The organism is Psychroserpens mesophilus, from assembly GCF_050617655.1.
In the GTDB taxonomy this organism is placed as follows: domain Bacteria; phylum Bacteroidota; class Bacteroidia; order Flavobacteriales; family Flavobacteriaceae; genus Psychroserpens; species Psychroserpens mesophilus_A.
Genome location: NZ_JBODQC010000003.1, coordinates 385,404 through 409,243 on the forward strand (window position 1 = coordinate 385,404; position 23,840 = coordinate 409,243).

Sequence of the window (23,840 nt, forward strand, 5' to 3'; positions counted from 1 at the left end):
AATTAGGGATTTTGTTCTGTAATGTTACGATTTTGCCTTACGAATTGCAAATCGATTTCAATAGGTGTTTTAGATTAGCACTTATAAACTTTTGAATTTGAATAATTTATGTTTATTCATTATTTAGTTTTCTTGTAAATTGGTAACATTAAATCATTTTAGGTATCTTAGTCTGATACAGAGAGTTATAATTCATGATTGTCTATGTTTTACCAACCACAAGTTAAAATAATTAAAAGCAGATGCATACTTCGTTTATTTTTGTTTGCATCGTTTTTTGTAAATAGTCAAAATTCTGATGATCAAATTAAAAATGCATTAGCAGAATTTATGACTACTGATAATCCAAGAAAAGGGATTAATAACCTGCTTGCATTTCAAAATATTGTAGAGCAAACTAGCGATTCTTTGCAAGGACATTTTTATCTTAATTTAGGAATAGCTTATGGACAACTCAATCATGCAGATTCCTCTTTTTTGCATCTTAATAAAGCTGAAAAAATTGCTCAAAAAACAAATTCAGATTTTTTATTAGCCATGATACATAATACACGTGGCTTGGTTTTTATGGGAAAAGCTGAATATGAAGCGTCTTTGGATGCGTATCAAAAAGTTATGAAGCTGGCTGAAGGTAAAAACGAGCCAAAACTCAACGATGTTTTAAGTAAAACATATGGAAATTTAGGAGGTGTTTATTATCAATTAGGTCAAGTAGATAAAGCTTTAGAAACTACAAAAAAATGCTTAGCTCTTTCTGAAACTATTCAGGATACAACAGATATTGCACTCAATCATTTGAGACTAGCAATGGTATATAATGATTTAAATCAATTAGATAACGGAATTCATCATCTAAATAAGGCTCGAACATTCTTTAAGAATCTTAATGACCCAACAATGTTAGTGTATGCCGAAACTAATCTTGGTAAAATATTTCTAAAAAAACATTTACTTGATAGTGCTTACTCCCATTATGAACAGGCACACAAATATGCTAAAACTTTAGGAGATCAAGAAGAGTATATTACAACATTACTCGCTATGTCAAACGTCAAAATTGAACAATTTAAATTCGCTGAGGCTGAAAAATTTGCACAAAATGCACTTGATAGAGCAAAAATAAATGGGTTTTCTAATAGTGAGCAAAAAGCTTACGATTTACTTTATCAAATAGCTTTAAAGAAAGGTGATGACAGCAAAGCCCTAACTTTTCTTAATGCATCTGTTTCACTTAAAGACTCATTAAGTAATATTGAAGTAAAAGCTCGTGTAGCTGCTCTTGAAACACAATATGAAACTGCTAAAAAAGAAAAGGAAATACAAAAGCTTACTTATGAAAGTCAGCTTAAAAGTGCCAACTTACTAAAAGCCAGAAATGAAAACATAATGCTGATAGTTGGAGGACTAGCCATTATTATGATGCTGTTGTTATTCTTTATTACAAAGCATAAAAAAGAAAGGGCAGAACGTATAGCACAATCCTTACAAGTTGAAGCCTTGCAAAAACGATTCATGGAGCTACATAGCAGTCCGTCTGAACTTTCTGTTGATTTAAATATGGACGAGTTAAATCATAAATTACAAACACCGCTTACTGAAAGAGAATTTGAAACGCTAAAGTTATGTGTGGCAGGGAAGACGAATTCAATGATTGCAAAAGAAATGTTTGTTACGGTGAGTACAGTAAAATTTCATTTAAGAAATGCCTATAGCAAATTAGGCGTCAATAATAGAAAAGAAGCCTTTCAATACATGTTGGAATCGATTTAAATTTCTACAAAAAACTTTATAAAGTCATTTGGTTTTTTTTAGTAAAATATAGATTAAACATCACAAAATCAGTTATTTGTGTCTTATTTTTCAAATCCTAACCCATAAGGTTAGGCTTTTGTTTATATAAAATGTGCAGTTTTAATGTGTATTACTAACAAATGAATTTGTTACCAATGAAACACATCGCACTATTTCTTTTTTTAGCTTATTTTTTTAATATCAGTATGCTGCATGCTCAAGTAGGAATTGGAACCACAAATCCAGAAGCGTCATCTGTCTTAGATATATCAGCAACAGACAAAGGTGTTTTGGTTCCAAGGGTAAGTTTAATTGATGTGAATAATACAGCAACACCAATTTCATTACCAGCCAGAGGTTTGTTAGTTTGGAATACCAATGCAAGCGTAACAGGAGGTAATGGAGAAGGGTTTTATTTTTTTAATGGAGCTCAGTGGATGCCAGTTCAACAAACAATAAGTAATGACCACGATTTTTATGAGGAAGGAACTACAACCTCACCAGGTGATATTAATGACGACCAATTTACTATGGGAAATTTAGCCATTGGTAAAACTACAGCAGATTATTCTTTAGATATTGAAAATTCAGTAAATGAAAGAGGAGTTAATGTGTTATTGAATGGAACAGACAATGGTTTAAAACTGGGTAATAGAATTGAAATATCTAATACGGGATCTGGATTTCATTATGGTTCGTACAACATACTCTCGGGAACAGGAGCTGGTAGGCAGTATGGGGTTTTTAATTTTATTGATAATTCAGGTTCTGAAAATCATTATGGTTCATATAATTTTCTATCAGGTGCTGGATCGGGTATTCAGTATGGAGCTATAAATTTGATTGATAATAGTGGTGATGGACTTCATTACGGAAACTGGACAAGACTTCAAGGTACTGGAATAGGACAACAATTGGGAAATTATATCAATATAAATAATTCAGGAAATGCCACTCACTATGGCGAGTTTATTCGTTTAGATGGAAATGGCACAGGAACCCATAACGGCACTGAGATTCAATTGTCAGGTACTGGTTCTGGAGCACAATTAGGAACAATTAATGTGATTGATAATAGTGGAAATGGCTTGCATTATGGATTGTATAATGTGTTAAGAGGAACAGGGACAGGAACACATTATGGTAACTGGGCAAGGCTCCAAGGCATAGGAGCAGGTAATCAAATAGGATTTTATACTAACGTCATTAATACAGGTAATGGAGATCATTATGGTTTTTATTCTGAGCTTGAAGGAAATGGAAACGGAAATCAATATGGCATTAGGAATGAAATCACTAATTCAGGTTCCGGAATACATTATGGCTCATATAATACTTTAGCAGGTACTGGAGCAGGTGAGCAGACAGGGAACTATACAACAATTAATAATAATGGAAACGGTATCCATTATGGTTCAAGACATATAGTGAGTGGTTCGGGAAGTGGAAGCCATATTGGAACTTATAATCTGCTTTCAGGAATAGGTCAAGGAAATCATTATGCTGTTCAAAATAATATTGGTAGTTCAAGTGATTTTAATAAGTACGGCGTATCAAATGATATATATAGCTCTGGCAATGGTTCTCATTATGGTATCTATAATGAATTGAGTGGTTCGGGAAATGGAGCTAAGTTCGGTGTGTATAATCGAATGATCTCAGGTGCTGGTGGCACACATTATGGCGTGTTTTCTCAAGCATTAAAATCAGGAAGTTATGCTGGCTATTTTTTAGGAAATGTTTCCATAGGAACGACTACTGGCAATCGATATATCATGCCAGCTTCAAGAGGAACCGCTAATCAAGTGATGCAAACCGATGGCGTAGGTAATGTAAGTTGGGCAACCTTGAGTACGCCTACAGTAACAGCAGCTAACGGGCTCAATACATCAGGTAGTACTGTGCAATTAGGTGGTACGCTCAATCAAAATACGACCATCACATATGGTAATTATTCATTAACGCATAATCTAAATGGTGCAGGAGATTTTATTGTTCAAAGTGCTGGACTCAATCATTTTGAAGTCAGAAACAATGGAAACACTTATTTTGGAGGTGATACCCAATGGTATGACGAATCTAATTCAGGAACCATTTTAGCAAGTTTGTTTGATATTGGTGATGATGCAAATTTTTACCTTTACAGCAACGGAACCGTACAACATTATATGTCCACTACAGGAAATACGGTTTTTAACGATCAAGGTCTTGCCACTAACAATTTTATTGTTGAAAGTGATAATGAACCTTATCTTTTCTTTGTAAGAGGAAATCTTGACAGAATTGGCATCATGACCACAATTCCTTCACATGATTTAACAATCAAACAATCAAATACAACACAAGCTAGTGCTGGTGGATTAGCTTTAGAGCATCCTAGTAATGCTGATGAGTGGAAAATTTACCATAGCGGAACGCATCTTTCATTTGCCGAAAATGGAGTGAGAAGAGCTTATGTTGAAGCTGGAACTGGTAATTACGTTATTACATCAGATAAACGATTAAAGAATAATATTTTGCCAATGACAAATGTGATGCAAAAATTGAATGACGTCAATACCTATACGTATCATTATAAAGATCAGCAAATAGATTCCTCTTTATCGGCTGGATTTATGGCGCAAGAATTAATGCATATTTTTCCAGACGCTGTTAAATTGAATGAAGAAGGATTCTATGGTGTCAACTACAATTATTTTACGGTTGTAGCCATAAAAGCAATTCAGGAACAACAACAAGAAATCACTGAGTTAAAAAGATTAAATAAAACGATGGAAAACAAACTCGAATCACTTCAAAACGAAATTGAAGACATCAAGAATGCCCTAAAAAGCAGCAATTAAAGAACGGCTTTTTTTTCTAAAATATCAAGTTCTTCCATACAGTCTTTCATCATTTGATAAGTACGTTCAATATCAGCATCTAAACCTATTGAAAAACGAATCAAACCATCACTCAATCCCATAGCTTCTTGTTCTTCTTCTGGGATTTCAGAAGAGGTAGAACTTCCAGGTGCAGAAAACAACGTTTTATAAAATCCTAGACTCACAGCAAGATACCCTAAGTTTTTCTTTTGCATCATTTCCATCAATTCGTTGGCTTTGTCTAAGCTTCCAACATCAATAGTTAGCATACCACCAAATCCGTATTTTTCATTCATCATCGATTTAAATAAGTCATGTGATGGATGAGAAGCTAATCCTGGATACACGGTTTTTAAACCATCTTGCTCAAATTTTTCAGCTAAATAAGAAGCATTTAAACTGTGTTGTTGCATGCGAATATGTAAAGTTCTGAGATTCTTTAATACGGAAGCAGATCTTAAACTGTCCATCGTAGAACCCAATAGCATTGAAGCGCCATCATTGACATTTCTGAGCGCATCAATAAAGTCTTGTGTACCACATACAACACCTCCAACAGTGTCACTAGATCCATTTATGAATTTTGTTAAACTGTGAATCACGATATCAGCACCTAATTTTGCCGGAGAAATTGAAAGAGGAGAAAACGTATTGTCTACCACTAATTTAATATCATGTCGTCTGGCTATGTCTGCAAGTCCTTTTATGTCTGCAACCTCTAATAACGGGTTACTTACTGTTTCACAAAAAAGCACTTTTGTGTTTTTAGTAATGGCTGCTTCAACTGCCTCTAACTTAGTAATGTCAACAAATGATGTATCTATATTGAATCGTGGAGTAAAGTTTTTCAGAAACGCATAAGTACCACCATAAATAGTTCTGCTTGATACAATATGATCACCAGCTCCACAAAGTTGCATGAGTGTTGGTGTAATGGCTCCCATTCCTGAAGCTGAGACGTTTGCAGTTTCTGTGCCTTCCATAGCAGCGAGTGCTTCACCTAAGTATAAATTTGAAGGTGAGGAGTGACGTGAATACAAATAACAACCATCTGCATTGCCTTCAAAAGTATCAAACATGGTTTTTGCTGAAAGAAATGTATAGGTGGATGAATCAGAAATAGAAGGATTAACGCCTCCGAATTCTCCGAAATATTGTAAATCTTGTATGTTATTTGCTGGTTTAAAAGCCATTAGAATGTTATTTAAGTATATTGATTTTAATTAAATCTAGTTTATATAACATCAAATATCTGTATATTTAGAAGATATATCAATGATTATATTCAAAATTAGAAAATAAAACTATTATTAATTATATTTACAGATGATTTTGTTTAGTTCGTAGGGTTTCAATTTATAAAACTGAAAAATTTTCAATATGATACAACTGGATGTAATAGATAAAAAATTATTGCACTTTCTTCAGGAAGATAGCAAGCAAACTAATAAAGAGCTTTCGCATAAATTAAACCTCTCAGTTACTGCAGTGTATGAGCGAATAAAAAAATTAGAACGCGAAGGGATCATTTCAAAGTATGTAGCAATAGTAGATAAAAAAAGTGTTCATAAAGCCTTTGTAACATTTTGTAGTATTAAATTAGTACAACACAGTAAAGACTATGTGGTTGATTTTGAAAGACAGGTAGCTGACTTGGAAGAGGTTCTGGAGTGTTATCACATAAGTGGTGATTACGATTATTTGCTTAAAGTAATTGTTGCTGATATGGATGAATTCCGTGAATTTATGGTCAAGAAATTAACGACAATTAGTCATATTGGAAGCACACATAGTGCATTCATGATTAATGAAGTAAAACATACAACAGTAATTTCGATGTAATGAACCGTTTAAGATGCTAAACCGAGAAGTTTTTAATTTAGTTTAAATGTATCACATGCAAACAGCAACTTATAAACTTACTGAACTCTTCATTATTTTTATGATCATTCCTGTAAGTTTTGCTATAGATTATCCATTATGGATTAAAATGGCTATTGGTCTAATCGGGTTTATATATGTCGTATTTATACTGTTACGAATCGAAAAAAATAAGTTTAAAATAGCTCCAAATTTAAATTTGAATACATTCTTTAAACGCATAGTAGTTCAGCTTTTATTAATTTCAGTTTTTACCATAGTTTATATGTGGTTTGTAAATCAACCAAACCTTTTCATTATGGTATTAAACAAGCCATTATTGTGGTTGTTATTCTTATTTATTTATAGTTTATTTTCGGTATATCCTCAAGAATTGGTTTACAGAACCTTCTTCTTTCAACGTTATCAAGGCTTGTTTAAAAGTGATCTCTTATTTATAATTACCAATGCTGTGTTATTTTCATTAGCGCATCTCTTTTTTCGAAATAGTTTAGTGATGCTTTTGACATTTATAGGTGGACTATTATTCGCTATAACTTTCAAAAAAACGAAATCCACACTTTTGGTATCTGTTGAACATGCCATATATGGGTGTTGGTTGTTCACAGTCGGAATGGGAGAAATACTAGGTTTTCCGTCATAAATATATCTACTACAGTATCATAGTAGCAACCTCATAAGAGTCACAGCTGTTGATGTTTAGTCTTCCATAGTAAAGCCAATTTTAACAGTAACCTGCCAGTAAGATATTTTGCTGTTATCACCAATGAGTCCTCTGTTTTCAACAACTTCAAACCATCTTAAATTTTTTAATGATTTTGAAGCTTTGGCGATAGCATTTTCAATAGCATTATCGCTGGATATTTCTGAAGAACCAACAATTTCAATTTTTTTGTACGTGTGATTGCTCATAATTTAAGTTTTAAGATTAGCCTTTAAGATACAAAAATATGCTGGCTTTATATAATTATGAGTTAATCTAAATTTGTACTTTTGTAGTCGATTTTTAACGAACAAAAACAGAGATAAATGAAATCATACGATGTAGCAATAATAGGTTCTGGTCCTGGAGGATATGTAGCAGCAATTCGTTGCGCGCAATTAGGCATGAAAACAGCAATAATCGAAAAATATTCAACACTGGGCGGAACTTGCTTAAACGTAGGTTGTATTCCGAGTAAAGCTATGTTGTCTTCTTCTCACCATTACGAAGAAGCAACGAAGCATTTTGAAGATCATGGTATTGAAATTCCAGGAGATGTTAAAGTAAATCTTGAAAAAATGGTGGCTCGTAAACAGGCTGTTGTTGATCAAACTACTGGTGGAATTGATTTCTTAATGAAGAAAAATAATATCGATGTTTATGAAGGTTTAGGAAGTTTTAAAGATGCAACTCATATTCAAATAGAAGGAAAAGATGCTGGAGAGATTGAAGCAAAAAATATCATTATTGCTACTGGTTCAAAACCGTCTAACTTGCCATTTATTACTCTAGATAAAGAGCGCATTATTACATCTACTGAAGCTCTAAAGCTAAAAGAAATTCCAAAGCATATGATCATCATAGGTGGAGGTGTGATTGGTTTGGAACTCGGACAAGTGTACAGACGTTTAGGAGCTGAAATTACTGTGATTGAATTTATGGACAGAATCCTTCCTACTATGGATGCTGGGTTGTCTAAAGAACTGAATAAAGTCTTTAAAAAGTCGAAATGTAATATGATGGTGTCTCATAAGGTGCAATCTGTGGAGCGCAAAGGAGACGAAGTTATTGTGAAAGCCGAAAATAAAAAGGGAGAGGTTGTAGAGTTTAAAGGCGATTATTGTTTGGTTTCTGTTGGTCGTCGTCCTTATACTGACGGACTTAATGCTGAAGCTGCAGGTGTGAAATTGACTGATAGAGGACAAGTTGAAGTGAATGAACATTTACAAACTAATGTGCCTAATATTTATGCTATTGGTGATGTTGTAAAAGGAGCTATGTTAGCACATAAAGCTGAAGAGGAAGGTGTGTTTGTTGCTGAAATTTTAGCTGGACAAAAACCGCATATCGATTATAATTTAATTCCTGGTGTGGTTTACACATGGCCAGAAGTAGCAGCTGTTGGTAAAACGGAAGAAGAATTGAAAGCTGATAATGTAGACTATAAAGTTGGACAATTTCCATTTAGAGCTTTGGGAAGAGCAAGGGCAAGTGGAGATCTTGACGGATTTGTAAAAATCTTAGCAGATAAAACAACCGATGAGGTTTTAGGAGTGCATATGATTGGTGCGCGTTGTGCCGATTTAATTGCTGAAGCGGTCGTTGCTATGGAATACAGAGCCTCTGCTGAAGATATTTCTCGCATGTCACATGCACATCCAACATTTGCTGAAGCAATAAAAGAAGCGGCTTTAGCGGCTACTGATGATCGTGCGTTACATGTTTAAAGTAGAGTTATCATTCCGCACTTGATGCGGAATTCAAAATATATCAAAGCGAACTCTTTAGTTCGCTTTTTTTGTAACTATTATTCTGATTTAGTCATTCCTGCGCAGGCAGGAATCCACTACTAAAACTACATAGCTTTTTTTTAAATTTAATGAGATTATCAGCTACATTTTAATATCTTTAAACACAACAAATAACCAACCTCAACTACAGCCATCAACCTAATTTACTTCTATTAGAAAGTGAATGATTAAATTTTTCAGACGAATTCGTCAAAACTTTATTTCCGAAGGAAAAACTGCCAAGTATGTTAAATACGCCATAGGTGAAATTGTCCTTGTGGTTATTGGGATTCTCATTGCTCTTCAAATAAATAACTGGAATGAAGCTCGAAAAACCAATAATCAACTTCATGGCTATCTAAAAAGTATCAGCAAAAACATTCAATCCGATACAGCCGAAATCAATCAGATAAAAAACATTAGAATACAACATAATCACGCTGCAAAAGATTATATGAAATGTATGATTAAAGATTCAATGTCTTTAAGTCTAGTAAGTAGAATTGCTCCTGTTGTTGGTGAACAATATTTAAATGTGAATTCAGCAGGTTTCGATGCGCTAAAAAACTCAGGTTTTATTGCTAATTTACAAGGTTCTGCTATTGAAGATGCTATTTTCGATTATTATGCCTATTTTGAAGAAATACACGAAAGTGAGACGAGTTTAAATAATTTTATCGAGAGTATGGAAGTTGGTTTATTTGATGGAGATTATGATAAAATTTCAAGATTCTTTAAAATGAGATATAAGGAAATGACAAACGAAGAATTACAATTAACTTTAGGGCTTATCTATAAGAACTCTAAAATGTTAGGAATAATGCAACGTGTTGCTGATGAAGAATATTTTGAAGTATATGATAGTTTAAAAGTTAAAGGTCATAAAATTGTGAAATTAATAGAAGCTGAAATTGCTAATGATTAAGTTCTTCATGATAAATAGGGTTTTATAATCTCACTTACATTTTTAAATAACGCACATATCCTCAGCACACCAGCATTTTGGTATAGCGAAAGCCTTAATCCTTCATGTAAGTATTATTGAAAATCCTTTTAAAAGATATAATAGATGTTTATAGTTCTTTAATCAAATCATAAATCCGTAATCGGTTGCTGTAATCGTCCTCATTAACATCTCGAACAAAACAGTACACACTAATTTTGTTGTTTTTTACTTTTTCATAAAGTTCTTCAACTGTAAAGGGACCGAATTCTTTAGACTGTTCAATGTAATAAAACTCATGTTCATAGATTAAATTAGATACTTTTTGCTTGTACTTTTCTCTTAAAAACAGTTTGACATCTTCAATGTTATTTAAGTCTTCTGAATAGTTTGTAGTATTGATAAAAAGCGCAAATTCTTTTTTATTCTGATGATTCAGAACCAGAACATCATCATCCTTAAAAAAGGCTTTAACAGTTATGAGGCCATCTTCGGTTTCTATAGTGAAAACGTTAGAAATACTTAATGTCCAGGATGTTTTTATAACTGATTTTTTCCTTGAGATTTCAAGAATATTATCTTCTTTGAAAGTGTAAATAGACTTTTTTTTAGAAATTCCATTCACCAAAACCCATTCTTGATTAATGAAATGTGAATCGTGATGACGATTGTAATCGAATGGTTTCAAGTTAGGAATTATCTTGCGTAAGTAATCTTCCATTAAGCAGGTTTTCTACAAAAATAATAATTATTAATCCAACGTGTTTTTTGAAGATTTATTGAATGGTTTAGAATTTTTCTAAAAAACGTAAGGCTTCCTTTTTGTATGTTCGGCTTATTGGTAATGCTTTATTTTGAATCGTAATATGTTCGTGTGTGAATGATGTTATAGCAGATACAGAAATAATATACGACCTGTGAATCCTTAAAAACAATGTCTTCGGAAGTTTTGCTTCAATAGACGAAATCGTTTCTCTGGTGATTACAGTTGCACCTGTACTGATTGCAGTTGAAGGATCTAAATGAATTTTCAGATAATCACTATAACTTTCAATATAGATGATATCATTAAAATCTATTTTAATCATTTTCCGCTCAGAACGCACAAAAATGAATTCAGAATTCTCACTTATTGTTGTGACAGAAGATTGTTTTGTACCATAAATCTCAAAATAGGTGTGAAGCGCTTTTTGTAATCTTTCAAAAGAAATAGGTTTCAATAAATAATCAACAGCTTTAAGTTCAAAACCCTCTACTGCGTAGTCTCTGTAAGCTGTTGTAAATATGACTTTAATATTACTGTTAATGGACTTCGCAAATGAAATTCCAGAAATTTCAGGCATATTAATGTCTAAAAACACAAGGTCAATCTTATGGTTGCTTATGTAATTAAACGCTTCAATAGCATTGCTGCAACTTGCCACGACTCGTATGTTATTAATTTTCGATACATGTGTTGCAATGATTTCTCTGGCAATAGCTTCATCATCTACAATTAAACAGGAAATGCTGTGGTTTTTAGTCATGTTTTCCTGTATTTAGTTGAAGTTGTACTGAAAAGACTCCATCTTCATTTTTGATGTCGAGATGATACTGATTCGCATATAATAATTCCAAGCGCTTTTTAATATTGTCTAATCCGATGCCTAGTTGCGATGTATTGTTTTCAGAGTTTGAATTTTGTATGCTGAAATCAATGGAATTTGAATCTGCAATAAGCTGAATGTTAATCGTAAGTTTACCATCGGTAATGCTTCCGTGTTTGAAACTATTTTCTACAAACGGAAGTAAAAGCATAGGAGCAATTCTAGCGGTTTCTGAAGCCACATCAATTTTAAAATTAACTTGTAAGGTGTCGTTGAAACGCATTTTTTCCAAATCGATATAATCTTTAATGTGAGCAATTTCTTCAGACAATAAAACGAAAGGTTTTTCAACCTGATACAACAGGTAATCTAATAAGTTAGACAACTTAAGAATCATGTCAGGAGTTTGATCAGCTTTTTTTAAAGCGAAGCCATACATGGTGTTTAATGTATTAAATAAAAAATGCGGATGAATTTGCATTTTTAAATAGTTGAGTTCTTGTTCTTTCAGCTTTAACTGAGTGTCTAATATTTTGGTTTCTAAAGCGTTGGTTTTTGAGGCTTGTTTGAGATTCAGTTTTAAGAGTTTAAAAGCACTTACCACTATTACAATAAGATAGACTGCTGTCATGATAAACAGTATATTTTTAGTTAGCGGATTCATATTGGTATATTCAAAATTTGAAATATAAATCAGACTAAAAAAAATTGAAACAAATAGTAAATACAAAGAAATAATAAAAGTATAGCTAGTGTAAAGTGCAAAACGCCAATACTGTTTAGTGATTAAATAATCTGGAATTAATTTGTAAGTAGCTACGTAAGTCGTAGCTATCGTAATTGGCATTAAAAAAAGTGAAAACTTAAACGTGTCTTTATAAGTGGCATTGTCAACTTCAAAAACATTAGTAAAAAAGAATAAGACAGCTACCCAAAAAAAGAGGTGTAACATGATTTGTCCGCATTTCTTTAATATCAATTGTCTTGTAAACATAACGATAATGCAATAATACCATATTTTTCACTGAATGAAACGAATTAGAGATGAACGACCAATTTAGCAAGCTTTTTAACCAACTTGTAGAATCAGGTTTTAAAATGGTTATTGGTCGCATTTAAGAAAAAGGAGGTCGTCTTATGTTTAAGTTTGAATATGTTTAACTAAATTTAAAAACTATGATGACACTAACACTTGCTTTAAATAGCGTATTGAATCTTACTATTTTTATGAATATTCTTATGGATGGAGGTCCTTTCTTTATGACACTTATATTAATATGTTTGTTGTTATCAATTGCATTTCTTGTGATTGGTTTTTCTAATGTTAAAAAAGTTTCTGAGAAATCAGCAAAAATGCTCCGGCTTACTGCAGATTCCAGTTTATTAGGATTGGTTGTGGGATTTTTGGGATCTGTTCTCGGTTTAATTACTGCTTTTGATTCTGTTGAGGCTATGGGAAATCCTGATCCTGCTATTTTTGCTGGAGGTTTAAAAGTGTCTTTATTAACAGCAACATTCGGACTTTTTACATTTGTAGTCGCTCGTATTGGAATCTTAGTTTTGAGATCTGTTTTAAAACATGAATCAAAAATCGAATAGTTTTTATTCATCAAATTTATTAATGCGAGACTATCTGATAGCCTCGCTTTTTTTATGTAATTTTCGCATGAACTTATGCTAATTTTGAAAACATATGTTATTATAATGTGACTTAATTTGAATGAGCGTGTCTTAACGATAACCTTTTATAATCAATCCAATATTTTTGGAACCCTTAGAAAAAATTAATAAGCAGTCTGACGAAGAACTGGTGAGCAACATTGTGAAAAACAATGATACTTTACTATTCGAAGTGTTGTACGATCGGTTTGCACATTTAGTGTATAATAAATGCTATGGTTTTGCTAAGGATGAAGACGAGGCTAAAGATTTAACACAAGATGTGTTTTTGAAACTATTTGTTAAACTGGCTAGTTTCAAAGGGAAATCGAAATTCTCAACATGGCTGTATGCATTTACATATAACCATTGTGTGAATTATGTCACAAGAAATACAGCTAAAAAATTTGAAAAGCAATCTGTAGATTATGCAGATATTGAAAATATTTCTGAAGAGCCAAGCGACGAGGGATTTAATGAGATGCGATTAGACAAACTCAAACAAGCCCTCGAACTCGTTTCGCCAGATGAAAAAATGATACTGTTGCTAAAATACCAGGATAATCTTTCTATAAAAGAGATTGAAAGTGTTTTAGATATTGGAGAAAGTGCCGTTAAGATGCGAATCAAACGGGCTAAGGATAAATTGTTAACTGTTTATAGTGATAACCTTGTGTAATGGAAAATCCTTTTAAAGACATAGATAAGCCATTGAGGTCAGTTCCGCCAGAGCTGAAATCCAAGGTCATGAACGATATTGCCATTGCAAAATTATTGATGGAATTGGCTGAGCTGTTCTCTTATAATTTAGGAGATGTTATCGAAACAGTAATGAGTAAAAGAGAAAAGAAATAATAGCTATTAATAAAAAATCAAACAAATGGATCAAGTAACAGAATATAAAAATATAGCCATGGAATCGCTCACTACAATGTGGTTTGAAATAACAAAGATTTTCCCAAGTATTATTGGAGCTCTTGTTGTTTTATTAATAGGTTGGTTAGTCACAAAAATTATTGTTAGGTTAATTAGAAAAGCCTTAAAACTTGCCAAAGCAAATAAACTGGATGATAAATTAAATGAGATTGAAATCATAGAGGGTAAACAACTCAACTTTGATACTGTAAAAATTGTATCCACTTTTGTGAAATGGGTGATTTATATTATGTTACTTATTGTGGTTTCTGACATTCTGAATCTTAAAATTATTTCTGAACAAATTAGTAATTTCCTAGCGTATTTACCACAATTATTTGTTGCACTTATCATATTTACATTGGGTTTATTATTTGCAAACTTTGTAAAAAACGCACTGAAATCCTTTTTTGAATCCATGGATTTGTCTGGTGGAAAAATGATTAGTCAAGTCGTATTTTTTCTGTTAATCATATTCATCTCAATAACCGCTTTAAATCAAGCAGGTGTTAATACAGAAATCATTACGAGTAATCTCACCATGATTCTTGCTGCTTTTTTGTTGTCATTTGCCTTGGCATTTGGTTTAGGAGCTCGTGAAGTGGTTGCCGATTTATTAAGAACGTTTTATACAAGAAAGACGTATGAAGTAGGTAAAAAAATAGAATTTGAAAATAAAGTTTATGAAGTAGATTCTATAAACAACATTTCTGTGGTGTTAAAAAATTCAGAAGGTAAACTTATAGTGCCTATTAAAAATATAGTGGAAAATCAGATAAAAGTTATTGACTGAATATAATTTAGGGTTAAAGGTTGGTTTCTAATTATATGGCTTTAACGATTTGAAGATATTTCGCCTCCCTTTTCATTAATTTGAAAAGGGATTTTTTTTATCTAACTAATAACTATTTCTTCTTATTACGCTTGTTGTAATTTTTATCACCTCTGGTTTTAGGTTTTTTGTATTTAGCTGCGATTTTAAATTTATAAGAGCCTCCTAAATTCTCTTTTTTATTTTTGTCTTTCTTTTCATGAAAAGCAGGTCCAGCAACATCGTCTGCTGTGCGTTTTGTAGGATTGTTACGTTCTCTAATTTGCGGACGCTCTTCTTCAATTAATTGCTTAGATATTTCAACATGTTCAGGAAACTCAATTAAAGGAATGTTCATGTCCATATATTCCTGAATGGTTTCAATCGCTTCTTGTTCTTTTTCAGTAGAGAAGGTGAGTGCATGACCTTGTTGCTCTGCACGACCTGTTCTTCCAATACGATGCATATAGTTTTCTGGAAACTTAGGCGTGTCAAAATTAATGACATGACTAATGTTTTCTATATCTAATCCACGAGCCATCACATCTGTAGCAATCAAAACTCTGTTGTCGCCTGCTCTAAATTGCTCAATGCTTCGAAGCCTGTAATTTTGTGTTTTATTAGAATGAATGACACAGGATTGACCAGGAAAACGTTCTTCTAATTCATCAAAAAGTAAATCAGCTAATCTTTTAAAAGCGACAAAAACAAGAACTTTGTTATAAGTTTCAGTGTCTTGCAGCAAATGTTCCAGCAAATTTGTTTTGGTGTGAAAATTAGCAACATCATAACGTTGCTGTTCAATATTATGAAGTGGTGTTCCAGAGATTGCAATGGTAACGCGTTCGGGATTGATGAAAAAATCTGTAATCAATTCATCAACATCTTCTGTCATAGTTGCAGAAAACATGATGTTTTGTCGTCGCTCAGGTAAAATGTCAAAAATATTGAGTAGTTGATGTCTGAAGCCTAAATCTAACATCACATCAACTTCATCAATGACCAGTTTTTGAATACTCTTTAGTTGTAACACATGACTAACGGCAAGGTCAAATAAACGTCCTGGAGTGGCTACAGTAATATCTTGTCCTTGTGCAACAGCCTGTTTTTGTGTGTTAATATTTGTGCCACCATACACACCTAAAACTCTAACGTTAATGTAAGCTGCTAATTTTTCAATTTCATCAACAACCTGAACAACGAGTTCTCTGGTTGGTACTAAGATAAGTACTCTGGGATTGTCCTGAGTAGAATATTTTAAATGACGCAAAATAGGCAACATGTAAGCAAACGTTTTTCCAGTTCCTGTTTGCGCAATACCTACAACATCTTTTCCGGAAGCTACAAGATTAAATGCTTCAGCCTGAATAGGAGTTGGTTTTACAAAGCCTAAGTCGCCTAGCGCATTGTATAAAGGCGTGTTTAAATTTAAATCTTCAAAAGAGATGGCATCGTTTTCCATGATGCAAAGGTAATTTTTTACTTTGGAAAAACAGACTTGTTCTGCATCGCTTTAATTCAGTATTTTTGTGACTCATCTAAAACGTCTTGAGAAGTCTTAAATCTGTACATATTTCTAATCCGGAAACTTTCAAAAAACAGTTGCTGCTATGGAGTCAGAAATTTGAAGAAATTGTCTGGTTAGATTCTAACAATTACAAGCATAAGTATGCCAGCTATGATGCCGTTATGGCAGTCGATGCTTTTACGAGTATTCAAACCGATTATTACGATGCTTTTGAGCAGCTTAAAACTTATCAATCAAGTACTAAAGACTGGGTTTTTGGTTATTTGTCTTACGATTTAAAGAATGATGTTGAAGACTTGGTCTCTAGAAATTTTGATGGCTTACAGTTTCCTGAATTGTGTTTTTTTCAGCCAAAAAAGCTATTTTTTTTAAAAGGAAACACACTGGAGGTTCATTATTTGAATGTGGTTTCAGATGAAATTGAAGACGATTTAAAAGAGATTGATAACATAGATGGTTGTCACTCTGAACAAAGTCGTAGTGTCTCGGATGATATCAAAATAAAACTGAGAATTCATAAAGATGAGTATTTCGAGAAAGTCAATACTATGCTCAGTCACATTCATAGAGGTGATATTTATGAGGCTAATTTTTGTCAGGAGTTTTATGCTGAAAATACCACAATTCATCCTTTAGAGATATATAACAATCTCAATCAGATTTCTAATCCGCCTTTTGCAACATTTTTAAGATTATACGATAAGTATTTGCTTTCAGCTTCACCTGAGCGCTACATAAAAAAAGAAGGACACAAAATAACATCGCAACCAATAAAGGGAACAGCGAAACGGTCTTTAAACAAAGACGAAGATGATGAACTTAAAAAAGCGCTTTTTGAAGATGTAAAGGAGCGAAGTGAAAATATTATGATTGTTGATTTAGTGCGTAACGATTTGTCTAAAACAGCTACAAAAGGGAGTGTAAACGTTGAAGAGCTTTGTAAAGTTTATTCTTTCGATCAGGTGCATCAAATGATTTCGACTGTTACCTCTCAAATAGACGAAACAACGCATCCAGTAGATGTGATAAAAACCACATTTCCTATGGGAAGCATGACAGGAGCTCCTAAAATTTCAGCAATGAAAATTATTGAAGCACTTGAAGCAACCAAACGCGGATTGTATTCTGGAGCTGTAGGTTATTTCACTCCAGAAAATGACTTCGATTTTAATGTGGTCATTAGAAGTATTCTTTATAACGATACAGAAAAATATGTCTCATATTCTGTTGGAGGCGCAATTACTGCAAAAAGTGATCCGCTCAAAGAGTACGAAGAATGTTTGTTGAAAGCAAAGGCTATGCGTGAGGTTTTAGAACACTAGCCTAAGTTTTTCCTGAAACTTTTTTGAATGGCTTTAAAAATTCGTTCTAGTCTGGATACTTCAATGTGTTTGATTTTTGAAATGTCTTCAAAATTGAGTTTGCCAAAAACATGTAAATCAACAATATTTGCAATTTGTGTCGGAACCCAACTGTAAAAGCCTCCTATAACTTTTGGTGTGTTTTTAAGACTAATATCTTGAATATTGAAAGTTTCTAATAAATTACTATTGCTGTCTGAATATAAAAATAAGTGTTTATGCTTGTGATCTTGAATATAAGAAATGTCATCAAAATCTTCCTGCATGATTAAATCTAAATCGGCATCAACAGAGAATTGTTCATCCAAACCATCTAATTCTTCTTCTAAAATAGAATTTGTACTTACAGTGTTTTTATGAAAGGCTTCATTTTTAAATAAGGTATCTAATTCCTGATCAGCAAAATAAAATAGCTTAAGCTTAATGGCAAGTGCTTCATCATCAATATTATAACCAGATTCATATAATTTTAAAATACTCGTATCAATCAAATCAGTAGAGGTGTACATGTTTTTTGGTAAAATCCCTGTAGATTCAGCGATATAGAGTCGATGTTTTACATAAGCCTGTAAATGTTGCGAAGCAGAAAGCACTTTTTTGTCAAACTCATTTTGAATTGATTTGTTTTGAATGTCATTTAAAGTTTTCATAACTCCCGATTTTAATGTTGAACTAAATTTAAAATATATCTCAGTATTTAAATATGATAAATATCATTAGCAATCAAATTGTTTGGGTTTAATAGTAAAGCAAAGTTGTATATTTGACTTATGATTGAAGCATTTAATAATCACATTAAAGCAAACCTGAGTTTCCTTAAAAACAGCAAGCTGCTAATAGCTATTTCTGGCGGATTAGATAGTGTTGTTTTAACCCATTTATGTCATGCGCTTGAACTTGATATCACTTTAACGCATTGTAATTTTAAGTTGCGTGGAAAGGAAAGCGATGAAGACGAACATTTTGTTCTAGAATTAGGAGAAAGGTTAGATTTAGAGGTGTTTGTTGAATATTTTGATACGGAAGTTTATGCTGAAACTCATAAAATGTCGATTCAAATGGCTGCTCGTGAACTACGCTATAATTGGTTTTTTGATTTGGCTGAAAATTTGAATTTTGATTACATCTTAACTGGGCATCATGCAGATGATAACCTGGAAACATTCCTTATCAATTTAACTAGAGGAACAGGTCTCAACGGATTGACAGGTATTCCTGAAATAAATAAAAATACAGTAAGGCCATTGTTGCCATTTTCAAGAGAACAGCTAGAACTGTATGCTCAAGACCATCATTTAAAATGGCGAGAGGATAGCAGTAATACTTCAGATAAATACCTTCGGAATACATTACGCCATCATGTGATTCCTCAATTAAAAAAAGCAAATTCAGAGTTGCTTCAGAATTTTAAAAAAACACTCGAACACCTAAACGATTCAGCAGATATAGTTAATGAAAGTCTGAATGCTGTTACAAAACGTGCTATTGAAACGATTGATGAGTATCGAATCACCTATAAAATTTCAGAATTTAAAAAGGTCAATAACCCAAAAGCCTACCTGTTTGAATTGTTTAAAGCGTACGGATTTACAGAATGGAACGACGTGGTTAATTTATTAGATGCACAATCTGGAAAACAAGTCCTTTCAAATACACATCGTTTAATCAAAGACAGAACACATTTGATTTTAACAGGTCTAGATCACACTGAGTGCAGTCGAAATGCAGGCGAAGCTATTATTCCAGTAAGTGAGACTGACAAAATAGTAGAAACGCCCTTTGGAGTTTTGTGTTTTGATGAAGCTGACGACGTTTATAAACCTTCAAAAACAACTCTGTTTGTAGATAGAAATGCATTAAACTTCCCTCTAAAATTACGTCGCTGGCAGGATGGAGATGTGTTTTATCCATCAGGAATGAAAGGGAAAAAGAAGCTTAGTAAGTATTTTAAAGATGAAAAATTATCTCTATTAGATAAGGAAAACGTCTGGTTGCTAACTTCAGAAGATAACATCGTTTGGATTATCGGAATGCGAGCAGATGAACGATTTATCGCTAACAAAAACACAAAACAGATTTTAAAAATCACATTGCAATGAGTATAAGATTACCTAAAGAAGTTACATTACTAACATTTTTGATGTGCAACATCTATTTCGGATGGTCACAAATTATTGATATACCTGATGCCAATTTCAAAAATGCATTATTAAACACAGCTTGTGCCGATTTTAATGGCAACGGTGTTTTTAGCAGTCAGGTCGATTTAAACAATGATGACGAGATTCAGTTATCTGAAGCATTAGGTGTTCAAGGGTTGCGAGTTTGGAATCAAAACATTGTGTCTGTTGAAGGGCTTGAAAATTTTATAAACTTAACATATCTGAATGTGACGTTTAACTATATTGAAACAATGGATATTTCTGCATTAACCAATTTAACGGACTTATTATGCTATGGAAATGAACTAACAGCACTTGATGTTAGTAATAATCTCAGTTTAGAAAATTTGTATTGTAATGAAAATCAAATCACAGAGCTAGATGTCACGCTTAATACTAATCTTAAAAATTTTGAATGTTATATCAACTTGTTAACAGACTTGGATGTAACCTCTAATGTGAATTTAGAAACACTTAACTGTTCTCAAAATCAATTATCAGAGATTGATGTTACAAGTAATCCATTGTTAATATGGTTGCTGGCTTCTAATACAAATCTTTCGGTTTTAGATATCACAAACAACCCTTTATTAGAAAGCTTAATTGTAGATAATAACAATTTGTTATCAATTGACTTGAGTCAGAATCCTAATTTAGCTTCAGTATATTTGTCTAATAATCTTCTAACCGAAATAGATATTAGTAATAATCCAGATGTATTCGAATTGATAGTCCAAAACAATAATTTAAGTAGTGCAAATATTAAAAATGGGACTGCTTTTATGACCTATTCAGGATTTTTTATGAATCCCGATTTAGAATTTATTTGTGCAGATGATTTTGAAATTAATGCAGTTCAAACGGAATTAGATGTTTTGGGATACACTGAAACCGTTGTAAGTGACAACTGTGATTTAAGTGTAGATAATTATAATTTAGAAGCTCAGGTAAAAGTGTTTCCTGTACCATTTAGAGATAAATTGTGTATTCAGTCTAACGACAGAATTAAAAAGGTTACAGTTTTTAATTGTCATGGGCAAAAAGTGTTAGAGACAACGTCAGTTGCTATGGAAACTCATATTGATACAGAGTTATTTTCTATTGGGTTCTATGTCATTAAAGTAGAGACGATTAAAGGCGTTGAGTTTAAGAATATAATCAAGCAGTAATATGGTTTTAAAAGGACAAATAGTTGATATCTATAACAAACGAATCTTTAAAGGAGAAATCACGATTGATAAAGGTGTGATTGCATCTATTGAAGAGAAACAGCATACTGTAGAAGATTATATTCTTCCTGGTTTTGTAGATGCGCATATTCATATCGAAAGTTCAATGTTAGTGCCTAGTGAGTTTGCCAGAATTGCTGTCAATCACGGAACGGTTGCAACGGTTTCAGATCCTCATGAAATTGCAAATGTACTTGGTGTTGATGGTGTGCATTTTATGATAGAAAATGGAAAACAAACACCTTTTAAATTCAATTTTGGAGCACCTTCTTGCGTACCAGCAACCTCTTTTGAATCTGCTGGAGCTATTATAGATTCTGATGCTATTAGATCCTTAATGGCAAATCCGGAAATCAAATATCTGGCAGAGATGATGAATTATCCTGGTGTTCTGTTTGATGACGAAGAAGTTTTGAGAAAAATAGCTTGGGCAAAACAGTATAACAAACCTGTTGATGGCCATGCACCTGGAGTTGTTGGTGATGACATTAGGAAATATATCAATACTGGAATTACAACAGATCATGAGTGTTTTACATATGAAGAAGGATTAGAGAAGCTTCAAAAAGGGATGAAAGTTCTCATTAGAGAAGGCAGTGCTGCCAAGAATTTTGAAGCTTTAATCGATTTGCTTCCCGAGCATTATAAAAACATGATGTTTTGTAGTGATGATAAGCATCCAGATGATTTAATCATTAATCATATTAATAAATTATGTGCTCGAGCTGTTGCTAAAGGTATTGATGTATTTAAAGTACTCCAAGTAGCTTGTATAAATCCTGTGAAGCATTATAATTTAGACGTTGGTTTATTGCAAGTTGGTGATGCTGCAGACTGCATTGTGGTTTCAGATTTAAAAGAGTTTCAAGTCCTCAAAACCTATATCAATGGCGAATTGCTGAGCGATAATGGAAACTCTAAGTTAAAGTCTGTAGCTTTTGAAACCCTTAATAACTTCAATACCAGCAAAAAGCAGGTTGTTGATTTCAAAGTCCCTTCCGAAACAAATCAAATAAGAGTCATTGAAGCACTCGAAGGACAGTTGGTTACCAATGAATTGATTGAAGAAGCGACGATTCAAAACGGTAATTTGGTGTCAAATACAGAAACCGATATCTTAAAGATGACTGTTGTTAATCGTTACAATAACGATCAGCCAGCTATGGCATTCATTAAAAACTTCGGATTAAAACAAGGCGCAATAGCGTCCTCTGTTGGACATGATTCTCATAACATCATTGCTGTTGGAGTTTCAGACGAGATGATTTGTAAAGCTGTAAATCTCATCATAGAAAACAAAGGAGGTATTTGTGCAGTTTCAAATTCAGAGGAAAAAATTGTACCACTTCCAGTAGCTGGAATTATGAGTGATCGGGATGGTGAAACTATTGGTAAACAATATGCGGAGTTAGATGTGATGGCAAAACAATTGGGAAGCCAGCTAAATGCACCTTACATGACGTTATCGTTTATGGCTTTGTTGGTGATTCCTTCGTTAAAATTGAGTGATAAAGGCTTGTTTAACGGAAAAGACTTTAAATTTACGTCACTTGAAGTTAATTCATAAATGACTAAGCAACAAACCACTTCACAACATACATTTAAATGCCAATCCTAGAATCTACCTACAAGCCTCCATTTCAATTTAAAAACGGATTTATAGCAACTGTATATTCGGGTTTAGTTAGAAGGGTAAAAGGATTAGAGCAACAGCGTGAGCGTATAGTAACGCGAGATAATGATTTTTTAGACTTAGACTGGAGTTATGCTGAACGTAAATCTGATGCTGTGATTATAGTACTTCATGGATTAGAAGGGCATGCGCAACGACCATACGTTACAGGACCAGCAAAATTATTCAATCAAAATGGAGTAGATGCAGTTTGTGTAAATTTTAGAGGTTGTAGTGGAGAGGATAATCGGTTTTATCATAGTTATCACTCTGGAGCAACGAACGATTTAGATGATGTTGTAAAGCATTGTATTGAACAAAAAGGCTATTCTAAAGTATATATTAAAGGGATTAGTTTAGGAGGAAATATCACGCTTAAATATTTAGGTGAAAATCGAAAAATCCCAGAGCAGATCAAGTCGGCAATTGCCATTTCAGTTCCTGTGCATTTGAATGGTTCTGCTCAAGAACTGCACAAGCCAAAAAATAAAGCCTTCGCCATTCGGTTTAAAAAGCATTTGGTTGATAAGTTGAAAATAAAAATAGTACAATTTCCTGATAAAATAAGTAATACTGAGATTGATTCAATTAAAACTTTAAGAGATTTTGATGAGGTTTATACGTCTAAAGCACATGGGTTTAAAGATGCATTAGATTATTACGAACAATCCAGCAGTTTGCAATTTCTGAAAAACATTCAGGTTCCAACCTTACTTATAAATGCCTTAAATGATTCGTTTTTGTCTTCGGAGTGTTTTCCAGTAAAAGAGGCAAAACACAATGTTAATTTGTATTTGGAAATGCCAAAATTTGGAGGTCATGTTGGATTTATTCAAAAGAATAATATTTATTATAACGAACAGCGAGCTTTGGAGTTTATTAAAAACTATAAATAATTTAGACTTAAGTTTAGACGTTACTTTAGATATTGATACTTTATCAAAT

Annotated in this window: 21 protein-coding genes; 14 read left to right on the top strand and 7 right to left on the bottom strand. The window is 32.9% G+C overall.

Going from position 1 to position 23,840, the window contains the following annotated elements:
* The first annotated feature begins 204 nt into the window (after positions 1 to 204).
* Both ACRHNM_RS08410 and ACRHNM_RS08415 read left to right on the top strand, forming a co-directional pair.
* Positions 205 to 1,770, top strand: coding sequence for a LuxR C-terminal-related transcriptional regulator (locus ACRHNM_RS08410; protein WP_431135557.1), 1,566 nt, complete (start codon positions 205 to 207; stop codon positions 1,768 to 1,770).
* Between the two features lie 176 nt (positions 1,771 to 1,946).
* Complete coding sequence (locus tag ACRHNM_RS08415; protein ID WP_431135559.1) at positions 1,947 to 4,634, top strand: tail fiber domain-containing protein; 2,688 nt, start codon at positions 1,947 to 1,949, stop codon at positions 4,632 to 4,634.
* Here ACRHNM_RS08415 and ACRHNM_RS08420 read toward each other — a convergent pair.
* Positions 4,631 to 5,848 carry an aminotransferase class I/II-fold pyridoxal phosphate-dependent enzyme gene (locus ACRHNM_RS08420; RefSeq protein ID WP_431135561.1) on the bottom strand — a complete coding sequence of 406 codons (1,218 nt, stop codon included), beginning with the start codon at positions 5,846 to 5,848 and terminating at the stop codon, positions 4,631 to 4,633. The genes ACRHNM_RS08415 and ACRHNM_RS08420 overlap by 4 nt on opposite strands.
* Positions 5,849 to 6,035: 187 nt before the next feature.
* On the opposite strand from ACRHNM_RS08420, the gene ACRHNM_RS08425 reads away from it, so the two are divergent.
* Both ACRHNM_RS08425 and ACRHNM_RS08430 read left to right on the top strand, forming a co-directional pair.
* Positions 6,036 to 6,497 (top strand): Lrp/AsnC family transcriptional regulator, encoded by a 462-nt coding sequence (locus ACRHNM_RS08425; protein ID WP_431135563.1) that lies wholly within the window; start codon positions 6,036 to 6,038, stop codon positions 6,495 to 6,497.
* 55 nt (positions 6,498 to 6,552) lie between these two features.
* Complete coding sequence (locus ACRHNM_RS08430; RefSeq protein ID WP_431135565.1) at positions 6,553 to 7,179, top strand: CPBP family intramembrane glutamic endopeptidase; 627 nt, start codon at positions 6,553 to 6,555, stop codon at positions 7,177 to 7,179.
* A gap of 56 nt (positions 7,180 to 7,235) precedes the next feature.
* Here ACRHNM_RS08430 and ACRHNM_RS08435 read toward each other — a convergent pair whose 3' ends face one another.
* Positions 7,236 to 7,448: a dodecin gene (locus tag ACRHNM_RS08435; RefSeq protein WP_431135567.1), complete on the bottom strand. Its 213-nt coding sequence runs from the start codon at positions 7,446 to 7,448 to the stop codon at positions 7,236 to 7,238.
* Between the two features lie 117 nt (positions 7,449 to 7,565).
* On the opposite strand from ACRHNM_RS08435, the gene lpdA reads away from it, so the two are divergent.
* Together lpdA and ACRHNM_RS08445 are read left to right on the top strand one after the other, a co-directional pair.
* Positions 7,566 to 8,966 carry a dihydrolipoyl dehydrogenase gene (lpdA, locus tag ACRHNM_RS08440; RefSeq protein WP_431135569.1) on the top strand — a complete coding sequence of 467 codons (1,401 nt, stop codon included), beginning with the start codon at positions 7,566 to 7,568 and terminating at the stop codon, positions 8,964 to 8,966.
* A gap of 247 nt (positions 8,967 to 9,213) precedes the next feature.
* On the top strand, positions 9,214 to 9,954 hold the full coding sequence (locus ACRHNM_RS08445) for a DUF6090 family protein (protein WP_431135570.1): 741 nt from the start codon (positions 9,214 to 9,216) through the stop codon (positions 9,952 to 9,954).
* A 148-nt stretch (positions 9,955 to 10,102) separates the two neighbouring features.
* Here the strand turns inward: ACRHNM_RS08445 and ACRHNM_RS08450 are convergent, their stop codons facing one another.
* The 3 genes from ACRHNM_RS08450 to ACRHNM_RS08460 all read right to left on the bottom strand — a co-directional run bounded on the left by ACRHNM_RS08450 (position 10,103) and on the right by ACRHNM_RS08460 (position 12,510).
* Positions 10,103 to 10,693 carry a hypothetical protein gene (locus ACRHNM_RS08450; RefSeq protein WP_431135572.1) on the bottom strand — a complete coding sequence of 197 codons (591 nt, stop codon included), beginning with the start codon at positions 10,691 to 10,693 and terminating at the stop codon, positions 10,103 to 10,105.
* A 67-nt stretch (positions 10,694 to 10,760) separates the two neighbouring features.
* Positions 10,761 to 11,498 (bottom strand): LytR/AlgR family response regulator transcription factor, encoded by a 738-nt coding sequence (locus tag ACRHNM_RS08455; protein ID WP_431135574.1) that lies wholly within the window; start codon positions 11,496 to 11,498, stop codon positions 10,761 to 10,763.
* Positions 11,491 to 12,510, bottom strand: a complete 1,020-nt coding sequence (locus ACRHNM_RS08460) for a sensor histidine kinase (RefSeq protein WP_431135576.1) — start codon at positions 12,508 to 12,510, stop codon at positions 11,491 to 11,493. Before ACRHNM_RS08460 ends, ACRHNM_RS08455 begins: the two co-directional genes overlap by 8 nt.
* A 224-nt stretch (positions 12,511 to 12,734) precedes the next feature.
* On the opposite strand from ACRHNM_RS08460, the gene ACRHNM_RS08465 reads away from it, so the two are divergent.
* The 3 genes from ACRHNM_RS08465 (at position 12,735) to ACRHNM_RS08475 (ending at position 14,925) form a co-directional block, all read left to right on the top strand.
* A complete protein-coding gene (locus tag ACRHNM_RS08465) occupies positions 12,735 to 13,157 on the top strand; it encodes a MotA/TolQ/ExbB proton channel family protein (protein WP_431135578.1) in 423 nt (140 codons plus the stop codon).
* A 166-nt stretch (positions 13,158 to 13,323) separates the two neighbouring features.
* Positions 13,324 to 13,896 (top strand): RNA polymerase sigma factor, encoded by a 573-nt coding sequence (locus ACRHNM_RS08470; protein WP_431135580.1) that lies wholly within the window; start codon positions 13,324 to 13,326, stop codon positions 13,894 to 13,896.
* A gap of 201 nt (positions 13,897 to 14,097) precedes the next feature.
* Complete coding sequence (locus ACRHNM_RS08475; RefSeq protein ID WP_431135582.1) at positions 14,098 to 14,925, top strand: mechanosensitive ion channel family protein; 828 nt, start codon at positions 14,098 to 14,100, stop codon at positions 14,923 to 14,925.
* A 112-nt stretch (positions 14,926 to 15,037) separates the two neighbouring features.
* Here the strand turns inward: ACRHNM_RS08475 and ACRHNM_RS08480 are convergent, their stop codons facing one another.
* Positions 15,038 to 16,390: a DEAD/DEAH box helicase gene (locus tag ACRHNM_RS08480; protein ID WP_431135659.1), complete on the bottom strand. Its 1,353-nt coding sequence runs from the start codon at positions 16,388 to 16,390 to the stop codon at positions 15,038 to 15,040.
* 101 nt (positions 16,391 to 16,491) lie between these two features.
* Between ACRHNM_RS08480 and pabB the strand changes: the two genes are divergently transcribed.
* Complete coding sequence (gene pabB / locus ACRHNM_RS08485) at positions 16,492 to 17,793, top strand: aminodeoxychorismate synthase component I (RefSeq protein ID WP_431135583.1); 1,302 nt, start codon at positions 16,492 to 16,494, stop codon at positions 17,791 to 17,793.
* Here the strand turns inward: pabB and ACRHNM_RS08490 are convergent.
* Complete coding sequence (locus tag ACRHNM_RS08490) at positions 17,790 to 18,482, bottom strand: hypothetical protein (RefSeq protein WP_431135585.1); 693 nt, start codon at positions 18,480 to 18,482, stop codon at positions 17,790 to 17,792. The two genes, pabB and ACRHNM_RS08490, sit on opposite strands and share 4 nt — an antisense overlap.
* A gap of 120 nt (positions 18,483 to 18,602) precedes the next feature.
* Here ACRHNM_RS08490 and tilS point away from each other — a divergent pair, with 120 nt between their 5' ends.
* From tilS to ACRHNM_RS08510, 4 genes are read left to right on the top strand one after another with little or no spacing between them, the layout of a single operon-like run.
* The gene (tilS, locus tag ACRHNM_RS08495) at positions 18,603 to 19,931 is read left to right on the top strand and encodes a tRNA lysidine(34) synthetase TilS (RefSeq protein ID WP_431135587.1); all 1,329 of its coding nucleotides are present in this window, start codon (positions 18,603 to 18,605) and stop codon (positions 19,929 to 19,931) included.
* On the top strand, positions 19,928 to 21,163 hold the full coding sequence (locus ACRHNM_RS08500; RefSeq protein WP_431135589.1) for a T9SS type A sorting domain-containing protein: 1,236 nt from the start codon (positions 19,928 to 19,930) through the stop codon (positions 21,161 to 21,163). Before tilS ends, ACRHNM_RS08500 begins: the two co-directional genes overlap by 4 nt.
* 1 nt (position 21,164) lies before the next feature.
* The gene (ade, locus tag ACRHNM_RS08505; RefSeq protein WP_431135591.1) at positions 21,165 to 22,790 is read left to right on the top strand and encodes an adenine deaminase; all 1,626 of its coding nucleotides are present in this window, start codon (positions 21,165 to 21,167) and stop codon (positions 22,788 to 22,790) included.
* A 38-nt stretch (positions 22,791 to 22,828) separates the two neighbouring features.
* Complete coding sequence (locus ACRHNM_RS08510) at positions 22,829 to 23,791, top strand: YheT family hydrolase (RefSeq protein WP_431135593.1); 963 nt, start codon at positions 22,829 to 22,831, stop codon at positions 23,789 to 23,791.
* Positions 23,792 to 23,840 lie beyond the last annotated feature (49 nt).